General features: G+C 40.6%; 28 protein-coding genes. 19 read left to right on the top strand and 9 right to left on the bottom strand.

The window, feature by feature from the left end; genetic code table 11:
- Positions 1-10 precede the first annotated feature (10 nt).
- Positions 11-1,480 (bottom strand): conjugal transfer protein TraH, encoded by a 1,470-nt coding sequence (locus VA249_RS22575; RefSeq protein ID WP_176703651.1) that lies wholly within the window; start codon positions 1,478-1,480, stop codon positions 11-13.
- Positions 1,470-2,504: a conjugal transfer protein TraF gene (locus VA249_RS22570; RefSeq protein WP_176703652.1), complete on the bottom strand. Its 1,035-nt coding sequence runs from the start codon at positions 2,502-2,504 to the stop codon at positions 1,470-1,472. Before VA249_RS22570 ends, VA249_RS22575 begins: the two co-directional genes overlap by 11 nt.
- A 134-nt stretch (positions 2,505-2,638) precedes the next feature.
- Between VA249_RS22570 and VA249_RS22565 the strand changes: the two genes are divergently transcribed.
- The 3 genes from VA249_RS22565 to VA249_RS22555 all read left to right on the top strand — a co-directional run bounded on the left by VA249_RS22565 (position 2,639) and on the right by VA249_RS22555 (position 5,726).
- Complete coding sequence (locus tag VA249_RS22565; RefSeq protein WP_176703654.1) at positions 2,639-4,225, top strand: hypothetical protein; 1,587 nt, start codon at positions 2,639-2,641, stop codon at positions 4,223-4,225.
- A gap of 66 nt (positions 4,226-4,291) precedes the next feature.
- Positions 4,292-5,335: a ParM/StbA family protein gene (locus VA249_RS22560; RefSeq protein ID WP_176703655.1), complete on the top strand. Its 1,044-nt coding sequence runs from the start codon at positions 4,292-4,294 to the stop codon at positions 5,333-5,335.
- Complete coding sequence (locus VA249_RS22555; RefSeq protein WP_221072313.1) at positions 5,328-5,726, top strand: hypothetical protein; 399 nt, start codon at positions 5,328-5,330, stop codon at positions 5,724-5,726. Before VA249_RS22560 ends, VA249_RS22555 begins: the two co-directional genes overlap by 8 nt.
- On the opposite strand, the gene VA249_RS22550 is transcribed toward VA249_RS22555, so the two are convergent.
- The 5 genes from VA249_RS22550 to VA249_RS22530 form a co-directional block, all read right to left on the bottom strand.
- A complete protein-coding gene (locus tag VA249_RS22550) occupies positions 5,723-6,337 on the bottom strand; it encodes a hypothetical protein (protein ID WP_176703658.1) in 615 nt (204 codons plus the stop codon). The two genes, VA249_RS22555 and VA249_RS22550, sit on opposite strands and share 4 nt — an antisense overlap.
- Positions 6,338-6,624: 287 nt before the next feature.
- Positions 6,625-6,906, bottom strand: a complete 282-nt coding sequence (gene traL, locus VA249_RS22545) for a type IV conjugative transfer system protein TraL (protein ID WP_176703660.1) — start codon at positions 6,904-6,906, stop codon at positions 6,625-6,627.
- Positions 6,907-6,915: 9 nt separating this feature from the next.
- Positions 6,916-7,545, bottom strand: coding sequence for a hypothetical protein (locus tag VA249_RS22540; RefSeq protein WP_221072311.1), 630 nt, complete (start codon positions 7,543-7,545; stop codon positions 6,916-6,918).
- A gap of 10 nt (positions 7,546-7,555) precedes the next feature.
- Entirely contained in the window at positions 7,556-8,359 is an 804-nt protein-coding gene (locus VA249_RS22535) for a lysozyme family protein (RefSeq protein ID WP_176703664.1), read from the bottom strand.
- A complete protein-coding gene (locus VA249_RS22530; RefSeq protein ID WP_221072309.1) occupies positions 8,352-8,762 on the bottom strand; it encodes a hypothetical protein in 411 nt (136 codons plus the stop codon). Before VA249_RS22530 ends, VA249_RS22535 begins: the two co-directional genes overlap by 8 nt.
- A 120-nt stretch (positions 8,763-8,882) precedes the next feature.
- On the opposite strand from VA249_RS22530, the gene VA249_RS22525 reads away from it, so the two are divergent.
- The 16 genes from VA249_RS22525 (at position 8,883) to VA249_RS22450 (ending at position 19,229) form a co-directional block, all read left to right on the top strand.
- Positions 8,883-10,601 (top strand): 3'-5' exonuclease, encoded by a 1,719-nt coding sequence (locus VA249_RS22525; protein WP_176703668.1) that lies wholly within the window; start codon positions 8,883-8,885, stop codon positions 10,599-10,601.
- A gap of 55 nt (positions 10,602-10,656) precedes the next feature.
- Positions 10,657-11,745, top strand: a complete 1,089-nt coding sequence (locus VA249_RS22520) for a hypothetical protein (protein WP_176703670.1) — start codon at positions 10,657-10,659, stop codon at positions 11,743-11,745.
- A gap of 175 nt (positions 11,746-11,920) precedes the next feature.
- Positions 11,921-12,559: an IncC plasmid conjugative DNA transfer DtrJ family protein gene (locus tag VA249_RS22515; RefSeq protein ID WP_176703671.1), complete on the top strand. Its 639-nt coding sequence runs from the start codon at positions 11,921-11,923 to the stop codon at positions 12,557-12,559.
- A gap of 10 nt (positions 12,560-12,569) precedes the next feature.
- A complete protein-coding gene (locus VA249_RS22510) occupies positions 12,570-13,280 on the top strand; it encodes a thioredoxin domain-containing protein (RefSeq protein ID WP_176703673.1) in 711 nt (236 codons plus the stop codon).
- A gap of 14 nt (positions 13,281-13,294) precedes the next feature.
- Positions 13,295-13,687 carry a hypothetical protein gene (locus VA249_RS22505; RefSeq protein ID WP_176703675.1) on the top strand — a complete coding sequence of 131 codons (393 nt, stop codon included), beginning with the start codon at positions 13,295-13,297 and terminating at the stop codon, positions 13,685-13,687.
- Between the two features lie 65 nt (positions 13,688-13,752).
- A complete protein-coding gene (locus VA249_RS22500) occupies positions 13,753-14,598 on the top strand; it encodes a DsbA family protein (RefSeq protein ID WP_176703677.1) in 846 nt (281 codons plus the stop codon).
- A gap of 206 nt (positions 14,599-14,804) precedes the next feature.
- Positions 14,805-15,149, top strand: a complete 345-nt coding sequence (locus tag VA249_RS22495) for a hypothetical protein (RefSeq protein WP_221072307.1) — start codon at positions 14,805-14,807, stop codon at positions 15,147-15,149.
- Positions 15,139-15,318: a hypothetical protein gene (locus VA249_RS22490; RefSeq protein ID WP_176703681.1), complete on the top strand. Its 180-nt coding sequence runs from the start codon at positions 15,139-15,141 to the stop codon at positions 15,316-15,318. The genes VA249_RS22495 and VA249_RS22490 overlap by 11 nt, the downstream gene beginning before the upstream one ends.
- Before the next feature lie 8 nt (positions 15,319-15,326).
- Positions 15,327-15,725 carry a hypothetical protein gene (locus VA249_RS22485; protein ID WP_176703683.1) on the top strand — a complete coding sequence of 133 codons (399 nt, stop codon included), beginning with the start codon at positions 15,327-15,329 and terminating at the stop codon, positions 15,723-15,725.
- 12 nt (positions 15,726-15,737) lie between these two features.
- Positions 15,738-15,956: a 2Fe-2S iron-sulfur cluster-binding protein gene (locus VA249_RS24365; RefSeq protein ID WP_176703684.1), complete on the top strand. Its 219-nt coding sequence runs from the start codon at positions 15,738-15,740 to the stop codon at positions 15,954-15,956.
- Positions 15,957-15,966: 10 nt separating this feature from the next.
- Positions 15,967-16,464 carry a hypothetical protein gene (locus tag VA249_RS22475; RefSeq protein WP_176703685.1) on the top strand — a complete coding sequence of 166 codons (498 nt, stop codon included), beginning with the start codon at positions 15,967-15,969 and terminating at the stop codon, positions 16,462-16,464.
- Positions 16,465-16,510: 46 nt separating this feature from the next.
- Positions 16,511-16,735 (top strand): hypothetical protein, encoded by a 225-nt coding sequence (locus VA249_RS22470; protein WP_221072304.1) that lies wholly within the window; start codon positions 16,511-16,513, stop codon positions 16,733-16,735.
- Positions 16,729-17,325 carry a hypothetical protein gene (locus VA249_RS22465; protein ID WP_176703687.1) on the top strand — a complete coding sequence of 199 codons (597 nt, stop codon included), beginning with the start codon at positions 16,729-16,731 and terminating at the stop codon, positions 17,323-17,325. The genes VA249_RS22470 and VA249_RS22465 overlap by 7 nt, the downstream gene beginning before the upstream one ends.
- Before the next feature lie 253 nt (positions 17,326-17,578).
- A complete protein-coding gene (locus tag VA249_RS22460; protein WP_176703688.1) occupies positions 17,579-18,067 on the top strand; it encodes a hypothetical protein in 489 nt (162 codons plus the stop codon).
- A 101-nt stretch (positions 18,068-18,168) separates the two neighbouring features.
- The gene (locus tag VA249_RS22455; protein ID WP_176703689.1) at positions 18,169-18,354 is read left to right on the top strand and encodes a hypothetical protein; all 186 of its coding nucleotides are present in this window, start codon (positions 18,169-18,171) and stop codon (positions 18,352-18,354) included.
- 29 nt (positions 18,355-18,383) lie between these two features.
- Positions 18,384-19,229: a CPBP family intramembrane glutamic endopeptidase gene (locus VA249_RS22450; protein ID WP_176703690.1), complete on the top strand. Its 846-nt coding sequence runs from the start codon at positions 18,384-18,386 to the stop codon at positions 19,227-19,229.
- Between the two features lie 1,533 nt (positions 19,230-20,762).
- On the opposite strand, the gene VA249_RS22445 is transcribed toward VA249_RS22450, so the two are convergent.
- Entirely contained in the window at positions 20,763-21,278 is a 516-nt protein-coding gene (locus tag VA249_RS22445) for a hypothetical protein (RefSeq protein ID WP_221072302.1), read from the bottom strand.
- A 57-nt stretch (positions 21,279-21,335) separates the two neighbouring features.
- Positions 21,336-21,860 carry an outer membrane beta-barrel protein gene (locus tag VA249_RS22440; protein ID WP_176703692.1) on the bottom strand — a complete coding sequence of 175 codons (525 nt, stop codon included), beginning with the start codon at positions 21,858-21,860 and terminating at the stop codon, positions 21,336-21,338.
- Positions 21,861-21,901: the final 41 nt, after the last annotated feature.

Genomic DNA, 21,901 nt, shown 5'->3' with positions numbered 1-21,901 from the left:
ACGGACCCCCTTAGTTATTTGCTTCACTAAGCTCGCGGCTAGTGTTGTATTTACGAATAGACTCTCTATACATGTCGGACTCTAGTAATACAGAAATAGCGTCATCACGTTTTTTTCCAGCCTCTACTGATAGTTCAGATAACTTTTCAATAGCATCGACAACCGCTTCATTGATTTCTGGCATATCATTTTTCTTACCAAGCAAGACCGGTACTTCTTGAAGTCGATTTAGTGTGGCGTTATAGAATTCTTGGCCAATGTCGTAGCGAATCATGTCTGCGATTTGTGTAAACATTTGTTTAGCACCAGAGCTTTGTGGGTTTGGCATAAAGAACATAGCGCTTGCAACATTCGTATCGATGTAGTTAATCAGTTTGACTTGAGCATTGCTCATTCCTGAGTAGTTAAAAGTGCCGGAGGTGTTCGCAGCCACTAAGCGATTGTAGATGGAGTTCGTATCATCAATTAATAAGTCCTGTACGACTTTACCCAATGGTGTAATGTCACCTGTGTTTGAAATTGCCTTAGTATCCATGCACCCATAAACCACAGTGCCACCAGAGTTACTTTTCGACCCATCACATACCCATGCTTTATTTGTATTTCTTGCGATTACTTCAGTGCCAATAACTAAGTTATAAAACAACTCTGGAGTGATCATTGCTGGAACAACATTAATATCCTCTGTATCCATAATGACGGTGCCGATTAAATTCATAATGAATTCCCGGTCAGTCATTGATGTAACAAACATATCTTGCACAAACGGGATTTTCTTCTCAGACCCAAAGGTTTCTAACGACTGGTAAACCACATTGCCAAAGGTTTGCTTTTCAGTTTTTGTTTCAGCGCGAGCAGCATTATCAACGATAGTTTGTGGATCATTTGCTTCTTCTGTTTCACACTCAGACTGGTCATCAAAAAGTGAGGCGTATTCACCCATGATGCTACATCGAGCCTTAGCCACACCATCGGCTATTTTACCGCCCAAATCTTGAGCTATAGCGCAACTATTGACTGCATATTGATTCATTTCATTGATCCAGTCTTGAATTTCTTGGATACCCGTCCAGCATCGTGGACATAGCGCCGCTATTGACTGCCCAAGTGCGTAAGTTAATGTACCGGATGTAATGTTTCTAAGAACCGCAACAACTTCACTTAATGAAAACATCGAGAAGTTACCCGCGATCAAATCCAGTGATGAACAACTAGAGTTCACGGACGGCGGAGTAAATGAAAGAGGCGTAAGTGTAAAGTGGGGGATTCGTGCTCGCACTCGACCTAAGTCAACACCTGGTCGTAGTGGATTTAGTAATGAATCAGGTGTCACTGCCGATGGGGAACTAAAATGCACAGAGCCGACCGCGCTTAGAATGCTATCAAGGTCGGATGCAACGGCAGCCTTTGCTTGGTTTCCAAATAGGCTTAATGCTAGGGCGCATGAAAGCGCACCGTATTTAATTGGTTTACTCTTCATGATTTACGTCCTCTAAATCTATGATGTACTCCATAGTCCCAGCTGGATTTTCTATTGCTTCCATTGCATGGTTTATGAGTTTCGTTGGATTGTCTGAAATGTCTTTTGGTAATTTTGCAAGTTGAGATTGACTTACTAGGCCTCGCTCTTCTGGGAAAACTTTGTAGAACCATTCATCGTCTAGCTCTTTTTGCTCAAGAGCGACGGTAATGATGGTCTTGACTAACTTATTCATCGACATGACGCCTTGAGTGATGATGTAGTTAGGCGTATCAGATTCAGGGACCACCATCATCAACGTAGGCCAGTATTTAATTTGGTAATTTTTTGAATGGAAGTTATCTCGGATTACAGGGATTTCAGGGTTGAGGTCTTGGATGTGGTTAGTCTGTATGTTCTTAGCAACAACTCGAATTTCCCACCCATGTATTTCACGCAGGTAATTTAGAGTCTCAAGCATTTGGTGACAGAAAATGCATTTGCCATCATAAAAATAGAAGATTCCGGCTTTCTTCGATAACTCTTCCAGGGCAAGTTTGATGTTCTTTTTCTTATACTTAAACATCAGACTTTTACCATATCCGCTTAAAGGGATTCTCATGTTGTCTTGTAATAGTGGATCACTAGCAGCAATGCGAACTTTGGTACGAGCAAACACTTCAGACTTATCAAGCATCATTCGCTCAGTAACCAATAGCGCACGAATGTTTTCTTTGGTTGGATTATCGATAGCGGCTTTTTCAATGCGATCATAATTTGCAGAAAACCACGCAGTAGAAAATAGCTCAGGCAGATCTTCAGTTGACTGTTGAGATGAAGACACTTTTGTTTCATTTACTGGGACAGTTTCATCTTCTTTTACTTCTACCTCGTCAGCATATTCATTATAAAAATGCCAACCAAGGTTGGATTCACCATGAACTTCTATGGGATCAGGTCGACCCTCACGTTTTTCGGCCTCTTGTGAGTAAGCAGGTTGCATCCATAGTGAAAACATAACGAATAACGATATAAGCCAGCGCATAAACCGATTCCTATTTCATTCAGTAACTAGAAAAGCGAATGGTTTATCGTTGCTGGGCGACGGTAAAATCATCCAAAACTTGTCGGCTAAGCGTTGGGGTTTAAGCTAATGTTGGTTTTGGGGAGGATTTTGGTATGAAAAAAATATTCAAATCAATGGCAGCTGGGTTGCTGTTTGGTTGTGCTTCAACAGGCTTTATTGATTATGGGACTAACGCTACAGATTTTTACTATCTCGCAAACTTTGATGAACATGTCTATTACGATCAAGGCAAGGATACGCATCTTTACATCACGCGAACCGTCACCCCAAATGTCATTTCACCAGTAACTCTAGAAGAGTTAGGTAGAAACCCAAACCATTACTGGCCATTAGCCACCAGTGAGCTGCACAGCGACATTCGTAATCTGTTTACTATCCAAGTCATGCATACCTACGTGGACACTTACGATTTTTCGCCACCCTTGGACTGGAATAACTCGCCAAAATACAAACCTTTTGCCAACTATGGTTCTCGGATCAGCATTGCCGATGAATTAAAAGATCTTGATAGTATCGACACGAACATTGGCTATCACTCACTAAAGCTCGATGACAAAACCATGCTGTTATTGCTTAAAGCGTTAGAGCTCAAGTTTGCAGGTAAAAACGCGATCATTGATTATCACGCAAACCAATGCTTCGCTGGCTTTACACCTGCTGATCAAAAGCGTTCAGGGTTAAATCCACCAGCGACAAGATACACATGTGAAAAGCTGTTTCAGTCACTTAAAAGCTACATTCCAATCGTAAATGGTGAAACAGATAGACCAACTCTGGACTACATTACTCATGGTCCAGTGTTTGTTGATTTTAAGTTTGTGCAAGGCCTAGATAAGCATTCTCAGATAAAAGCCTTTTTTGAGGATGATAGAGTGTCCAATTCAGATAAGTCTGAACTGGCACAACGTTTTCTTAAACAGTTGGATCCCGTAACTGCAATCCACTTGGAATCATTTAAAAGAACCTCTTTTAAACCAGTATTGGTAGGCGATGATCACTACACTTATACTGTGAGCGCAAATCCTAAATACCTTTATGATAGTGACCCTGCTCGCATCCAGCATTTCTTATACTTTGACAGTGCTATGTCGCATGATTTCCTGCAGATGGCGCTGCTTGGGCTAAGCAAAATCTCTCCAGTTCGGTACAGTGGTCAATATTCACCAATTTATGAAGCGGCTAAAGGTCAGTTTCAGAACTTAAGTGTGGCGCCAATAACTAAAGACAGTCGCTTTGCTAGAAACATCTACCCGACACCACTTGTGAAGTGTCTTCACAATCGTAGGCATCAATCGGTTAGCTTACCTAAGGTTTCACGTATGACTTACTATTGCTCAACCATTGACCCAACAGCTAGGGACACTAAGCCCGATCCTTATAATAAGCCGTTGCCGGAAGTGGTAGATGATTCCGAACATATTACAGGATTAACTGTGTACCTGAATCATAGGCTTTCAAAACCAACACCTGAAGATAATTTTACAACCACATTTTACAAGGTAAACCCTGAAGCCCCGATAGGCGTTAGAGAGAAGTTGATTGAAAAGCAAATACCAAATGCTTTTGTTGGGCGAGTGGTTAAGGTAGATGGCGTGGTATATGGTTACGTTCATCATCAAGGAGTCGCATATTACATTCTCATTGATGAACTCGTTGAATACTTGGAGTCTTTCATTTAGCTATCGTTGCTGAAAAACTGTTTTCGCTGTTAGTCATGTACAGACAATCAACAGAGGACAGTTAGTATGAATATTGCGCAAGATATTGGCAGCGGTTTAACCAAATTTAAGATGGGAAATATTACGGGGTTTTTCCCATCTTTGGTTGGTAGTGTAGATATGATTGATACCGTAAGTAACACATTGGGGTTAGCGCCAGCTCATGCATTTCGTTTTAGAGATAAGCTGTACCTAACAGGTGACGTTGCTGGCGCAAAGGTTGAGCATCAAAACTTAGAAAACACACAAACAGATGATTTTGCACTTAGTGACAGCAACCTCGTTCTTATTTTGAGTAGTATTCTTGCTGTCTGTTTGCATGAAGATAACTACGAATTTGGCAATACGGTTGAAGAGAAAATCGACTCGCTTTCCAAGTTAGATGCCCCTTTAGAAGTTAATACTTGTCTAGGTCTTCCAATTGCTAAATTCAGTGACAATAAGACCGCTTACAATGAACACGTAAAAGGCGTCCATGCCGTTCAGCTTCTGACAGGGCAAACCATTAAGTTTAATATCAACCACATCTTGGTACTACCTCAATGTGCTGCAACTATTTACACTCTTCAAGCGGCGAAACCTAATGTGGATTGGAGTAAACGCAGTGTAGGGCTGATTGACGTAGGTACTCATACACTGGGTATGGCAACGTTCTATAATGGCAATTTTGTACCCGCTGAATCAGATGGTTTCTCGAAAGCCGGTATGTATCACATGGCCAACAAAACACGCCAATCTCTTAAAACCTTTACTCACGCCCCATTGCGCATTGACCGTATTCTAAATGGCTTCCGAATGGGCCAAATGATGCTTAATGGTAATGATATTGATATGGTTCAGTTCGTTGAGAGTCTGGATCCACTGAGAGATGATGTGAAGCAATACCTAACAGATGTTTGGAATTTAGGTGGCGACCGTGAAGTAGTTATTGTTGGAGGCGGTTCGTCGTATTTTGCTCCTGCAATCAAGAAGATTATCCCTCATGCTATCTTGTTAGAACCCGGGTTAGACAAAAACATCTTCGCAGTGGTTGATGGCATGTATCAACATTTCGAGGCTATGTATGAGTAAGGCTTACCTCAAGGTTGACAGTACTTACATGCGAAGCATGTCCACACGTCAGGAGTTAGACTTTATCGAATCTCTCTCAACAACGCAGAGAGCTGATTGGTTACTAATTGCTGCAAGACTTCAACTCTTGTGTGATGGTGAGTTACTTAACTCAAGTGACTTAAAGTATCTGCTTTCGACACCACTCAGTTTGAATGAGGACTTAACTAGTAAGTTAAGTGACGTTATTCAAGAATGCATCCGTTATAAGCTAGGAGTTCCCCATGAAAAGCCACTTATTGAATCCGAGAAGCGTTCTTCTGTAAGTGACCCAAAAGAGAGTAGGAAAGAGGCTAGTGAGAGTGTAAAGGCAACTGATAAAGCACCATCTAGCCCCAAGTTTAATATCTAGTTGTAGTAGTAACTGTCTTTCTTTATCAGGTTTCGGCTGCTTACATTGACTTTAGAGAGTTGTCTAATATAGCGGTCGGTACCTGTTACTGAAAACATTACATCACTCAATACAAACACTTTGACATCTTCATATCGAGTTAAAAAATCATCACTGTTTAATTTCTCAATGACGATGACTGTTGCTATCCCATGGTTCGTCACCATGTCATACACACCTCCCAGTTCAACGTAGTGATGCCCATTGCTTGCTGCAGACCAGTTGTATTCAACAGAGATGGTATCCACATACACCTTGTCATCTTCAACATACTCATTTTCATTTATGGTTATGCAATTATTATTGCGTGCAACAAAAAAGGCGATGAGCTTTCCAAAAGAATAAATCGGCATATCTTTGAAAGGTTGGTCGAATGATGTGTATTGACCACGATCTCTCAGTTTTTTAATAACTTCAATTTCACTGTCTAGCAATTCTCTATCTTCAAAAGTGCTTATCAACTCGGGTGGAAGCGGTAGTTCGCAGTCAATCGACTTCTCTGGTGTGACTAGGTAAGTGAAGTCCTTTTTTCGCTCTAATTTACAGCGGTTGATAGTAGAGTTTGAGATCATTGTTATGCCTGGTTGTTGGAATTCATACAGTATCTGAGTGAAACTGAAATTCTTGTCCCAAACTTTGTGAAGTTTTTATCAAGCTATTGACTTCGTTAATGTTTTTTTCCGGTCATTTATCCTCAATTCCATCAATAAATCAATTTTCAGTCAGCAATTCAGTATTTCGATCAAAATAACAACAAAAAAAAAGGAGTAGCAACGTATATCGCTACTCTTCTTTATGGGTGTTTTGGATTACTATATAATAACTATCGTTGGTATTTTTCCATTAAATTAATAACTTATCAAACCATCCAGTCTCTCTTGTAATTGAAATCAAGCCAAAAACCTTTAAACGGCATTAGTCCATAGAAATGCATAAAGTGCATCAACAGACCACGAGCTTGACCTTGCTTGAATCTGCCAAACATATACGCTGAACCGAAACCAATAATGGACATAATAATCAATTGCTTGGTCATAATGCCAAATGAGATAAGCACCAGAACAATGAGTGCTTCATCTATTTCCCACAATGCAATTTGTGGGAGTTCATCTACATAGCGTGGAATTGTAATTGCTTCCATATTAGCCTCCTACTTATCTAAGTTTTGACCGCACACCATTGATGCTTTTGAACACATGATGAGTTCAGGAAAAGCCTTACATGTTGTGTTTACGTCCGGGTTAGTTTCACAAAATGGGTGAGATTTTGGGTCATCCGAACAAGCGTTGTTGAGGTCAGTTTTAATTTGACAGGTACGCGAGTCGCAAGCATAACGCTCTGTATCCGTTTCCACACAGAATTGCCCCTCACATACTTTTACCTCACCAATAATACTGCCAGCGTCATTAATTATTGGACGACACTCTAAGCCATCTACGGGCATATTGTCGGTATCACCAATAAACAACTCGTCAGTGGCAGTGACATTATCAACGGTACCAACAAGTGACTTAGCTTCATCTAGTGTGATGGTCACAGGGTCTTTTTTCCAAATTACATACTGCATTGTGGTCTCAACCACGACAAAATCGCTGTCAGATGACACCTCTTTCATCGTGATAACTGGACGCTCTCTTTGATATGGGCTATTTGGGTAAGGGATGTAGTTTTCTTTTACCCAAGAGCTGGAAAGATCTCTTTCAAACATATGGCCGCTATTGCTGGAGCAACCCGTTAAAGCAACAACAAGGGCAAAAATAAAAACGTATAAAAATCTCATAGGTTTATCCTTAATGGTTAATGACTGAAATGGTGCGCTTGTTGCTACCAGAGCTTCCCTTGCTTTGCTTGTAATACTTCTTTAGCAACTCAAGGGATGACAACTCTTTGTCGTAACTCGTTACGTTCTTCGCTATGGCACTTTGTTTTGTGGTAGGTTTAGGAATGGTGAAAGTAGATGGCTTACCTGTTACCCATCTGGCAAATTTACGCCCGTATTTTTGCGATAACTCCATCACTTCGTCACTGTAGGCCAGACCTTTATCATTGACTTTGCCGCGGCGGTAACAAGAAAGGGTTCGTTTCAGTGTCTTGAATCTCGCCTTGCAGTCCAATAGGACGCCAGCTGCAGCTTCAGAGTTAATCTTTGGGTTGTAGAGATCAACAGGCCTCTCAGCTCGCCACTTGTTATATCGATATGAAATTTGAAATAACCCGATACCTAAATTGGTGTGCCCCTCATTAACAAGTCGCTCTAATGTCTCTACTTTTTCTTTGTCATCGAGATAGAACAAGCCGACGTGCTTCTTTTGGCCAATTCTTACATCTTTGCCTATTGCTAGAGCATTTGGCGTAGGAGTAAACGATTTAGTCTGCTTGTCATAATTGCCGGACTCTCGTAATGCCAATCCATACAACACTTCGATTGGGATACCAGTCTTTTCTGACATGGCTATCCAATCATCTGAAGTTAAGCCTGAGAGCATCTTGTATTGTTTCTGTGACTCAATAGGTGAGGAAACGGTCGCTGCGTGAGTTTGAAACGATAGACAACCTATGAGGGCTGCTAGCGTTAAGCACTTTTTGTTAATCATGCTGGCATTCCTTTCTTTGAATCCTTAGGAATATAAGCGCAAGGAAGCCGCCCAATAGGAACAGCGTAACTCCGGTACCGATGAAAGAACCGATCATGTATGGCACTATTGAATGTTTCATCAACGTGTCAGCCATGCCCTGCGAATAGTTTACTTTTAGAAGTGGGTCAAAGGGCTCAAACGTCATGCTGCTCGGGTCTAGAAAATACCCTGACAAGAAACTGTTTAAAAACCCGATCCACGATGGACTTGTGAGAAGTTCACAATCGAAGAACTGATGAAAATTGGTTTCATTTGATATCGTCGATTTCAACATCAAGAAATCGTTGAGCGAAGAGGTTGTGTTTAAGGTTCCATAGGCGGCTACCAAGATCAGTAAATAGATCCAAAACCAACGACTCATGTACGTTCTCTCCATAAAAAAATCCTTATTTGCTTGCTTACCAATACAAGCGAAACCGCTATTTGCTTGTCGGCTGACAAACTCATGCGATAAATCCAATGAATGTTTGGAGGATTAACGATGAAAAAAATACTACTTGGTGGCCCAGGGGCAGGCAAAACAACCGAACTGGTGAAACAGACACTTGAGGCTAAGAAAAGTGGGTTAAACTGTTTGCTACTGAGTTACAACGTAAGAAATGTTCAGGCAGCACAGCAACGAGCGGGTTTGAATCAAAGGGAATGCCGCAGCATTTATTCATTAGTTCTCGCGATATACAGAAATATCGCATCAGCAAGACATATACCCCCGAGAGAGTTGATTGATGAGGGTATTACTCGCCATCTTGCTCGCAAAGCCCTTATACAAGCGAAGCAAAATAAATTCATTCATTTCTCGCCTAATTACAAAATGGCTAATCACCTTGTTGATCTAACAGACCGATATATCCACTTATGCAATCACATTCCAACCGATGCCACAGAAGTGACAAACCTAATGTATAAAGCCGGCATACGCGCGCAATATGAGTATGAGTTATGTCGTGTATTGCCAATATACATTCAAATGGTTAGAGATGAGGGAGCTATTTTATTTAGTGAAATGCTGAGCGTAGTAGTGCAGACGCACACACGTTACCCGACATTCATTGAGTCAATGACATGTGATTTGGATTTGTTACTGGTGGACGAGGTTCAAGATCTGACAGGTCTTGAAATTCAGTTTGTTTTTGATTTGATTGAGTCATCATCCTGTGACGTGTTGCTTGCAGGCGACTTAAATCAATGTGTTACTCAATATAGAGGTGCTGACACAGACCAATTGCTCGCAAAAGTTGAGGCGTTTGAAAAGCAGCAGTTAACTCAAAACTATCGATTTGGTTCTCATGTAGCTCACTTTTCATCAGTGTTTCAACAGCATAGTCATAACGTGAACTGCCAAGATAACCATTTCACCCAACTGAAAATTATTCATGAGGGCTTCAATACAGAAATTCCGCGCTCAAAAGGAAGTCATGCTTTACTAACTAGAACAAAGGAGCAGTCGCTTGCTTACCAATTTTTGTTAGAGGCTAAAGGTGATGCGGTTTCCGTTGTAGACGGGCAGTACTGGAAGCAATCCTCAATTTTCTTAGCTTTGCTCGGTTGGGCTGTGGTTGTGACAGATTATGATATCGACAAGGTTCCGTACCTTACCGCCAAAGCGATGATACGCGCTATGTTGTACTTTCCTTATCGCAGCGCCAACGACGAGGTGATTAAGGTGTTGAGCGCTGAAGACCCAAAGGCTTCAATAGCAGGTTTAACTGCGGCATCAGAGCTTGGCGCTAACTCGTTGGGCGGGTTACCGTATTTTCTGCTTAAAGCGAAACAGCAACTTTCTGGCGATTGCACATTCAGTGATTTTCTTGAAGTAATAGTACAAAACCAACACTTCCAGCTCGAAGTAAGAACGCACACTAAGCCTTACTCAACTCTACTTCACCTTAATGAGTTGATGAAAGACTCTATATACACGCTTGAGCAATTTATTGGATTATTCTCTGCATTGCCCACTCAAAGCATCAATTCGGTAGAAGTAATGACAATGCACGCTTCAAAGGGTCTTGAATTTAATCATGTGATTATGGCTGGTCTTCATAGTTCATGCTTTCCATTACCAACCGAAACGAAATCCGAAGCTGAATCACTATTCTATGTCGCAATGACCAGAGCCATAAATACCATTCAATTTCTTGTGCCAAAGCGCGGCGTGTCTTGTTTGGTAAGTAAAATGATAGAAGTTGGCAAAATCGCATAATCTCTAAAACCACTTTTCGCTTGTAGCAGTACACCAAGCGAAAAGGAGTGAGATCATGACAACATCTCAAGCGCAAGTTGCCAATGAACGGAAACTGCAAAACCAAGATCATAAGCCTAAAAGTGAAGATCAAAATCATAGGGGTTCTTCTAATGGGAACTCCAAAAATAATAAGAATGTAGGTAATAAGCGACAACGTAAATCTGAGAAAAATGGAAACAATTCACGCCCGCAACGTAACAATAAAGCAACACAACGACGTAACGCTCAAGATCAGCATCGTACCAGTGCATATCAGCTAGCTGTTCTTCCAGAAAGTGCAAAATACTTTGCTGAAGAAGAGTTTAATACTCCTTTGCGAGTTGGTGTTGCCCTCCAGATCCATACCAATGACATTAAATCGTGGCTTAACGAGCGCTACCACCGCTTTGCCAATTTTTATGGTTATGGTGTCGGTGGACTCGTTCGAGCGGGTGTCGGGTCTCAGGTACGTCGCTATGACGAATACATCAACCGTGTGTTGATGCAATCTGAGTTTATCTTGAACAATACCCTAGCGATTACCCAGCCGATCATTGATGAATACTTGGAACAGTTCTCTTGTGAAACACTGGGTGGTAATAAAGAAGTTCGAGAAATTTACTTTAGTAATCACTTCCATCTCCGCTATCTGCGTATCTTAGAGCAGCTTGATTTGCTTCTTACTCATATCAACTTTCTTTGCCTTGTTGGTCACATTGATACTCCAGCAAAACTCTCTATGTATCACCAATGGGCACGATTGCCACGCAAGATCGAGCAAAAACTCATCATGTTGAACAAAGGCATCGAAGAAGAATTTAAGTGCAAATTAACAGGTAAAGGTCGTACAGAGGGCTTGGTTTTGCCTGAAGATAAGCTGCGTAACTTCGTTGATAATTTTGCAGAAAAATATGCGTCTGTTACGAATCGTCACTTCGAGCTGTCCATCGTCACTCCAACTCAAAACCAAATTGATAACAAGAAGATTGATCACCTTAGTTATCAGTTTTACATGGAGTACACCAAGCAAAACGAGGAGAGCAATAGCAAAGATCAAAGCGGGCAGGGTGAGAACAAATCTTTTGCTGTTTCTGCGATTAACTCACGTCTTAAGGACTTGTAATGATACTTGAAGTCTTTTTGCGCATATTGACAGCCATGTTCAGTGCAAGGTCCGTGTACTTTGCTCTGGGCGTTTTTTTTGGCTGTCTATTGTCAATTAACTTTCCCGGGGTCTACTACACCATGTCGTCTTTTCAGTTTTGGTTTGTTGATCTCGCAAAATGGGTGTTTGGTATATGAGTAATGTAAGTCCTAGCTGGTGGATGTATCTAATAATTTGGGCTCTACAAGTCGTACTTGTGATGATTTTTATTAACCCTGAGCAGGTAAAAAAAGTTGTGACTGAAGAGTACCGAAAGACTGAGATGTGGCTAGGCAAAGAAAACACTGAGCAGCTATATGCTAAAGCGACAGGTCAATACCAGCGTTACATCATACAAAGCAAGTTCAAAGAAGTGACCTATGACATTTTCTTACCACGTAACGTAGAGATGGAAAATAAGGGCATGGAGAGAATGAGGCAGGCCAGCTTCTGGCTTCATGTGCAAGATAGACTTGAGAGTTTCTTTTTGCTCATAAAAACTATGTTGTTCAGAGCAAAGATCTTTATCAATGCTTTCATTTTAAGTTGTCCATACCTTTTTCCAGTCATTATTGATGGCTTAATGAGGCGTGAAGTCCTGAAGATATCTGAGGATAACGCTTCTTTAAACCTCTACACAATCGCTAAAAAAACCTTTTTAGTATGCCTATTTTTGCCATTTTTTATGCTGTTTTGGCCATGGGCAATTTCTCCAATTTACTTACTCGTGTGGACGATATTTATGGCATTTACGCTATGGATTGTTGCATCACACGTTCAACATAGAATTTAAGGTGAACAAGATGAAATTACTAAAATCATTTTTCACATCAATCAGTGTTGCTGCAATGCTGTTATTAAGCGCAACGAGTGCATTTTCTAGCGAAAGCGAATTTCATGCAGGGATGGACTCAGATGGTCGATTAAGAAACAACGTTTATGAAACCATTGAGCCAGAAGTGACTGAAAAATATCTCAACATTGACGCTAAAGAGAAGAAAACAGTGCGTATATTTTTCGACTTTCGATGCCCGTTCTGTAATGCCACGCATGAATTTATTGAATCGTGGGCTTCCACATTACCAACTGAGTACCACGTAGAATTTCAGCATGTTATTACATCAGACCAAACCTCACTTATCTTGGCGAGTGCGTATCATTATGCGAAAAACAACATGACCCCACCAAACTTCTATAAGTTTCAGAAAAACATGTACGAGCATATTCATAAAACTCGAACCATGGCGAATGTTGGTCGTCTAGTTCGAGAGGCGATGTCGGCTTCAGGTGTCGACTTGCAAGACTTTTTTGAATATTTAGATAACGACGAAAAAATTGTCGAGTTACTAGAGCATGACAGAGAGCGTCAAAATGAGTATCAGGTCTCAAGAACACCCTCGGTTTCAGTAGGGGCTAAATACCTAACTCATCTAGATTTTGCTGCAGGCGACCCGGATAAATTTATCAACTTGCTAAATATCGTCGTCAATATGAGTATTTACGAGTTTGAGTAACAGGTTAGATGATTATGAGTGAAGACAATCCAATAGAAAGCAAAATCGTCAATCGTTCAGATTCAGTAAAGTCGGCTGTTCAGTGTCTTGTGAGCCATGATAAGCCGATTGATATGGATGGACTCAGTTCACTTATCAATATGACAGAAAATCAGAAAACGGTCGTTCGCCGTGCTCTGATGGAAATTTCTCGTAAAGATACAAGAGTGAAGTTTATCCCTGCGAGGCAAGCCCAATTTTTTTATACCGAGTTCGATTGTCCATTGCGCTCCAAAATCGCTTTAGCAATGCGACTCTTAGAGATTGAGCTGAACGATATCGTTTATCAGCACAATAGCCAAGAGTTTCAAGAAATATGCGTGAAGATTGAGAAAATGCTTAACGATGTGTTGAATCTACGCAGCTAACAACGGTTCTATCTCCACCAAAAATGTTTTCGCTATTAGTAGTGATTAAACAAGGAGATGAACCCATGAAAAAATCTACCACGCTTTTGGCTTTAACAGTGTCAGCAATTCTATCTACCTCAGTTTTTGCGAATGCTGCCGCTGTTGAGCCTGAGTCGGAATCAAATTTAATTCAAGGTTATGCAGTAAAACAACACAACTATGAGCCACTTACGCCAAGCCCAGAGGTTAAAGGTAAGATTATGGACCTAGTCGGTCAATTTGTTACTAGTATTTCTTTCTTCAAGGGCCCATACGATCTTATCGCTTTGCACATGGTGACCAAAACAGGTCAGACTGTAGCTGGTTTTACTAACCAAGAAGCCGAATACCTCATGGCAGGTTCTCTAGTCGACATTAACGACCAAACTCAACATCACTTACTCGTTACTGACCTTATTAAACCACAAGCCGGTGATGTTGCTTCAGGGTTGGAATCACTGCCTTATGCAGCGATGGGTACAGGTGATGAACTCATTCATGTAGTCGTCGATGTAAACTGTCCGTATTGTCATCAGACGTATGAAGACATGGAAAAGCTCGTCAATGCTAACCCTGGTAAATATCAAGTGCGATACTACGCTGTAGGATTCTTGGGTGCCGATTCGACGCAGAAAGCAGAGCGACTAGCAGGTATCCCTGCGTCTGAGCGCTCAAAGGCTTTCAGCGAGTTAATGAAAGACCGTTATCATAATTTAGGCAATTACCAATTTGAAACAAACGACGGTAACGTGCGCCTATATGACTTTATGAAAACCAATGGTTTTAGTGCCGTGCCAATTGTTATCTCTGAAGTAAGTAACTATAACACCGTCGTCCGTGGCAAGCCGTCAGGTGATTTCTATCGCAAGCTGAACACTGTTTCACAATAAGCAACTAAACAAAGTGGAGCAATTCGTTTTGCTTCACTTTGTATAATATCGTCACTGTATCTATAGTTATGATACTAACCCACCGAATTAGCTATCTACGATACGCCTCAGCTTTCACTTCCCCAGGCAAGTTGCGCCTTGTGATCCCCTATTTAAACAGATTTTTAACCCGCCAATTCTGGCTTTTAACTATCTGGAGAAACCCGATGGATCACAACATCATTGTTGCCCTAATTAAAGCGATCAGTCTCGTACTAGCTGCTGCTGTACCCACCCTAGTGACATACCTCGTTTCCAAGCGTTACTTTGGAAAACGAGACTATGAAAAACTAGAGAGAAAATATCTAACCTCTCTGCAAGACATCGAGTATTTACTTGAAGTTGAGCGACTTCATTGCCGTCGCAATGCTGAGTTGTTAGATCAGAGTTACCGTCGCAACACTCGTAAGGAAGTAGAGTGTTTTACTGACCTACGTTGGAGCGGTAAGTACTCACAAAAACGTGTCTACCTAGAACGCTTGAAAGTACTGGAGTCGATCAATGAAGCTTAATCTTAATGCCTTTGAAATCGAATCCATATTGCTCACCGAAAATGACTCCCTAAATGAGAGAGAGTTAGATTTTAAGCTCAACGAGCTCAAACCTACTCTTGATCAATTTGGTGTCTATCCGAAGCCCTCGGATGGTGAAGCGATCTACCCAATTTACAATCCCGTGTAGGAGGCCTTATGAAAAGCCTTGAGTTTAAGTTAGATAACTCTGATATGCACCTTTGGGTTGCATCAATGAGCAAGTTATTGGAAGTCACGATTCTTGTAAAAGATGACTTTATCGAAGACGAGCTGTGCCGTCGAGGAGATCATTTACTTTATGCAAACCTTGATGAATTCGGCGCACTTGGCCCTCGATACCAAACTCACAAACCACTCATTAAAAACTCCCACTCTGAAGATAAGCCAATGCTTCCATTCTATATGGAAAGCTTAGGTAAATTCTTTCAACTAAGTGGTGTGTTTACTGATGTTGAGGTTGCTAATCAACACATGATGAGCAGAGACGATGTCGCACTTATTGCAAGTAGCCAATGCGGTTTGCACTTTGTTGCATCTATGGAGGCTGCAAACTAAGGAGGCATACCCATGTCTTTGATCATCCCACCTAACACTCGAATTCGAGAGTACTTTGAGCAAAACAACATCCCTACAAACATCGAATGCGGCGCCGGCTTTTGTGGAGCTTGCAAACGCAAATGTAAGGGTGATGTTTCCTATACCAATGACCCCATCGCTTGGTTTGAAAACGACGAATTGCTTGTTTGTTGTGCCATAACCAAATCTGAAAAGGTCGAGATACGCTGAGGAGAAACCGATGAAAGCCTATCTGATTAACATTGAACACGATACCCAAAATCTGTTTTCTTGGGTTGCTGTGTATTGCAACAAAAGTGACCTCGAAACCGTTACTGGTTTCACTAAACGTCACTTAAATGTTCACACCACCATTCTTGACAAAGAAAGCAACATTTACCAAACGTTGCTAGCTAGTCCTAACTCCCCGTATATGACGATTGATCAAATCGAATGGGAATCAACTAGTTTGCTTTACCTGCAATCTTTGAAACTTGTTCACGACGCAGAGCGCCTTGTTGAACGCGTTAGTAACCCAAGGGTTATTGAGGGAGAGTTTACTGAGTCGACGAAAGATGAGCCAGAAGTGTCAGAAGAGGTGATTTATCGCCTTGCTAAGCACTTACAGTCCGCTAACGCAGATGTTCAGCGCTCAATCATGTCAGAGTATCAAGAACGCTATAGCCCAGAAACTTGTCAAAAGATCGAAGAGTTAAATGAGCTGCCTTGGAACTTGTAAATCTGTAGGGACGATGTTTGTCCCTTTTAATCAATTGGAGAAAGCCATGATTATTAATCAGATATTCAATATCAAAAAACTCGATGGTGGATCAACTCGTTACGGTGCATGCGAATACTGCCATAAACCAGTAGATGTCGTTTATTTACTATTGGTTAAGAACATTGCCGAAATAAAAGGTAAAGAACACATCCTTGAGGGGGCGATACACTTTGGTCATCGTAACTGTATGACCAAGATAACGAATGCAGGGAGGGTGCAATCATGTTGACCTATCCCGGCTACCTAGAAACACTTCTGAGAACCCCTGATATGGGTCTGTTCGATGATAACCCCTATGGGATGACAAACGAATCGTTTACGAAGTGGATAAACCAAAAGCGTATGTTTCAGCGATTCAACAAGTCATATACACATATCGAATCCGCAGTGCTGCCTGAACGCAAATGGACGTTTCTTGCAATGCACTTCGAGATTCACATGAAATCTCTGTATTTCATTAAGCAATTTCCCGACGGATTTTTTGAGGCAATTAACGATGCTGGACAGGTTGCTTGTTTATTACCTGAACCGGACTCTAATCGCCCTCAGAAATTTCGCATCTCTTTGTACGACGAAAGAGGTCCGAGATACCACGATGTCTTCGACACCAGAGATGACGCACTCAGTTTTATAGCCGGAAAATATCACTATAAACCAGGCGCGTTAGATCGATTAGTTGGTACCGAGGAATGGGATAGGGGAGTACTCACTCTTGGATGGATTTCTGATGGTCTAACACCATTAGAGGGATACAGACGAGATTTTGATAACCCCGACGTACAGAAGCTTTTTAAACCAATTTTTGGAGACGAAAGCTAAATTGACCCCGAGCGTAAGCTCACAACAATAAACTAAATGGAGAAAACCGATGTTTGTCTAATCTCAGTTGCGTTTGCTTTACTCATGCTATTTATGCCAACAATTGGTAAATGGGCAGAGCAGCAACTTGATAAACATGACAAAAAATCTCGCTAAATAGCAATTACTTATAGGCACCCACGAAAATATCAGCCTCCATACATTGGAGCGTTGTGTTTTCGTGCGCCTATTTTTCATCTATACGGAGAAAACCATGATGAATCATTTAGTAACCACCTATCTTTCGACAGGCTCGAAATCAACACACCTCACAAACCTTATCTACAGCATGGATCGCACTCAAGCAGTCAATTTGATTGATTCACTTGCAGCTGAGAAACACTGGTTTGAGAAAAAGTGTGATTTTATGAAGATCAGAAGCAATCATTATCGAGCTCGCCTTTGCCAGTTGCTCAGACGTGTTGAAAAGATGCTTAAGAGAGAGATTTTCCCTTACGAAGTGCTGAACGGTCACTACGTACAAAGACATTTCGTGTTGTGCTACAAACAATTTGAACGTCTATTTGTATCAGGTAGTAACTATGAGTGGCTCCACGGGAACGATACTTTAAATGTTGTCTATGTCGATTACGACGCCATGAAGATTCTTTACTACGTTGAGGGTGATGTAAATGTGATGACAGCTATGAACGCTGAACATTTTCAGAATCAACTAGAACGTACAGAAGAAGACTTTCGTTAACTAATAAAACCAAAAGCCTTTTAAGCTCATCAGCTTAAAACCAAGGCTTTTGGTTTTTTTTCGCCATTCGCTTTTATCAGTACACGAAAGAGGACTTGGTCATGCAAGAGATTGAGAAAAATAGAGCGATAGCTATTCTGCAGATACTCAACGAAAAGGATAGGATGAGAATGCTTGACCAGTATTTATTTCTTGGCCAACTGCTTGGTATCGCAGAATTTATCCAAGACCAAGACCTTAAATCTGATATAAGGGACGCTCAAGCTTTATTAGAGCAATATCTGTAAAATGGAACCAAAACTAAAGGACGTAGTGTATGCTCGATATATTAATAATCACTCATTTTATCGTTATGGGGTTTGCTGTAATAGCAAGTTTCAGATTTCCATTAATCTCGCCAACCCTAGTTCTAGTTTCAATCGGTTTGGGTCATTACATTGGGTTCATAGAGCCAGCTGGCATTGCAGTTCTTATTGCGTTCTATGCCCTTGCTTGGTATCTACCTAAAGCAGATGAACATAAAAATATTTGGGTAAGTAGGGCGGCACACTCTGTTTTCATTCTCTTTTGTATCGGTCTAGCTGCACACTTATTCCCTGGTTTTAATAATTATCAATTCCTTGATTCTGTTCAGAAATCACCAAACTCAATCCCTTATGACTTTTTCCTGAATGTAGATAAATGGCATGTATTCTTTGGCGTAATGCTAGCGGTCAGAACCTATGAGATCCCTTATTTCATCAACAACAGATATGCCCAATATATAATCGCGACTGTGGCACTAATGGGTTTACTACAATACATATCGATTCCTCTTGGTCTGATGAAGTTCGATTTTGGTTTTCCTCAATGGACTCCAATTTGGGCGTTCTCAAATCTTCTGTTCACCTGTGCTGCAGAAGAAGCATTCTTTAGGCATTATCTGCAACGTCGATTACACAAGAAATTCTTACCATTTAAAGCCATTGGTATAGTCGCCGTATTATTTGGACTTGCTCATTTTGCAGGCGGTCCATTATTTATGATCTTTGCTGCATTAGCCGGTGTTGGCTACGGTACAATTTACTACTTAACTGGAGGTAGATTACTGGCAGCAATGTTTGCACACTTTGCTTTCAATTTATCTCACCTGATTCTCTTCACATATCCATTGCCCGTCTAACCATCGATTTGACTAAAGAGCTGCCAAGTGCAGCTTTTTTATTGTCTGTAATCCGCTAACTGCTAGTACAAAAAACAATCAAGAAACTGTTACAGCGTCACAGGCTGAGTTGGTTGATTGTCTGATTCATTTGATCTTGAATGAAGATCATGAGTTGAGTGCTGACAGGTTCAAAACTACGCACTAAAGAACTTAGAAAACCTATTAAATTTCAATGGTTTAGGTGCACATTAATAACATTATGTAAAATTCAATAAGTTATTGATTTTATTGGTTTATATTGATTGGGGTATCTAATCACTCCACTCGCAAACAAGGAAAAGCGCTATAAATTCTGACACTTATAATTAAACATAATCGTTATTTACCATCTCTATGATGAGTACCATAAAGATTCTAATCGCCATTAATTGCTTCGCATTAATGGTGATTAGATCCAGAATGGATCTGTATTAATCGTTATGATGCTCTCTAAACTGAACCAGATGTTTGATGGTTTCAGGAGGTCAAAACGAATGAATTCCAGTGTCTAGTTAACAGGTCTGTATCTTTGTGATGCGTGATGATAGCCTGGAGCCTTACTTATCATGTCTATTTGCGCCAACTTTAGATCGTTCATCCGATTCAATTGATATAATTCATCACTAACCAAACCATGTTTATGCGCCCTTTGGAGGGGCTTACTACTAATAACATCTACCATATCGAATAAAAGCGTCTAGTGAATCGTTCTGTTCTCACTTTTTTTAATAAAAAGTAAATTTTCTTCGATTTTTCTACTTTTCAGATTTTGGATTCATGTTCTATTTCATATTTATTCAAAATATCGCTTAAAAGGTGCATAACGTATGGTGGACGGGATAAAAAAAAGGCGGACTCTAATTATATAAGCGAAAAGTTTTTAGGAAATGACTCTTTTTGGGCGACTTTTTCACTGAGAAAACTTAAAATACATACTAACCTATTGAAATTAAAATAATATTTATTTTAACTTAATTATTAAAAGTGTGATGAATATCACGTTTTCAGAAACAAGAGTTGTTACAACTGCGGAGGACGCGCAACGCGTTCGCCGCATTCACTTACCGAATTTGAACAAAATTGACTGGTCAGATGAGTTGCGTAATGATGATGCTTTTACAAAATACTACCTTTTAGGTTATAGGTAGTTATAAATTCCATAACAGAGAGGCAAATTAGATAAACATGAAAATGATAGAAATTTCTCTGATTAAGTTTCATTATGATTTTTATATTGTTTTGGCATTAAAAAAAGCCACACGGTACACGCATGGCTTTCAATTTAGCTCATTGGTTTAGGTGTCTATATGCCCCGCTTCTTACCTATATAAATCACAATGCAAGGTAAGGCTATAGCCAGTGCAAACAATAGCACCCAGCTAATCGAACCTATAAACGCAAACGCGTGTGTAAATAGGTGAAGCAGTAACATAGCAAACATGACTATGACTAAACCTACAACTAGGTACATCAGCGTCATTTTGCTTGGCACAAATGGCAACTTCAACTTCATTATAGAACCTCTTTTGAAATGGCCATATCAAGGTTAAACGAGGTGATATTTCCCTGAGTATCAATAATGCTGTATAGGGCATCCTTGTTTGCAGTGTATTGCAAACTCAGACTCACTTCTTGAATGTTAACACCAGCAAACTCATAACTCGAAAGGTTCGATATCGCAAGATCACACGGACCGATATACAGTTTATTTAATCGACTATTAATCAACTCTACTTGATTTGGATATTGGACAAAAACGCAGACTCTCTTATCTTTCAGATTAACGAGTTCTCGGATGCCTGCTTCACTAATCCACCAGACGTCTGTGACGAAAATAGTTTTGAAATGACAAGTGCGTATTAGGTTAAGGAAGTGGCGTTCTTTGTTACTAATTGGCATGACTTCGGCAATGTCATGGCATTCGATTTCTCTGTTACTGATACACATACACTCTGTGCGTCGGCCATGGGTAATAACAATAGAGTCACCTGCGTTTAGTTTATTGATAAGAAAAAAAGGCGAGATCATGGACAGACACCCAATCACCTCACCTTTTCTCCATTCTTTTAATGGCGTACTCATAGCTTAAAAGTGGTACTTAAATTCAAAGAAACCGCCTAAATGCTCAGCGCTTAAATCGTATGATTTCACACCAATACCAACGGCAGTAGATCGATCTAACATGACATAGTTAACACCAACGCCGTAATTAAGATCCCACTCTGATTCAGAATTACCAAATGCTGAAAAAGTGTTTTGACCAAATCCCACAAACGGCATTAACTTCCAGCGGCGGTCAATGTCAAATTCAACGGCATAACGTGCACCAAGACTTTTAAAGCGAGCTGCAGTGTCATCGATGTCTGACGGTAGCAAGTAAAACAATTCAACATGATGGCCATCATAAAACTCTTTGCCGCCTTTCACTTCTACGTGGTTAGATGTAGCGCTGCTTTCCAAAATATCAGGACTATGGCTCAAGAAAACGAATTCGGCACCGACATAGATAGAACTGTCATGCAGGAACGTTTCGTGTACTCTAGCGTTAGCAGAAGTAGACAGTACTGCCATTGCAATACCACTTAATACAGCTGATTTTAGTTTCATCATTGTGCTTTCCTTGTTTAGTATGTGCACAATTAATAGCGAAA

Origin of the sequence: Vibrio alfacsensis (assembly GCF_019670485.1) — a bacterium.
GTDB lineage: Bacteria > Pseudomonadota > Gammaproteobacteria > Enterobacterales > Vibrionaceae > Vibrio > Vibrio alfacsensis.
This window is presented reverse-complemented; position numbering and strand designations above follow the sequence as displayed.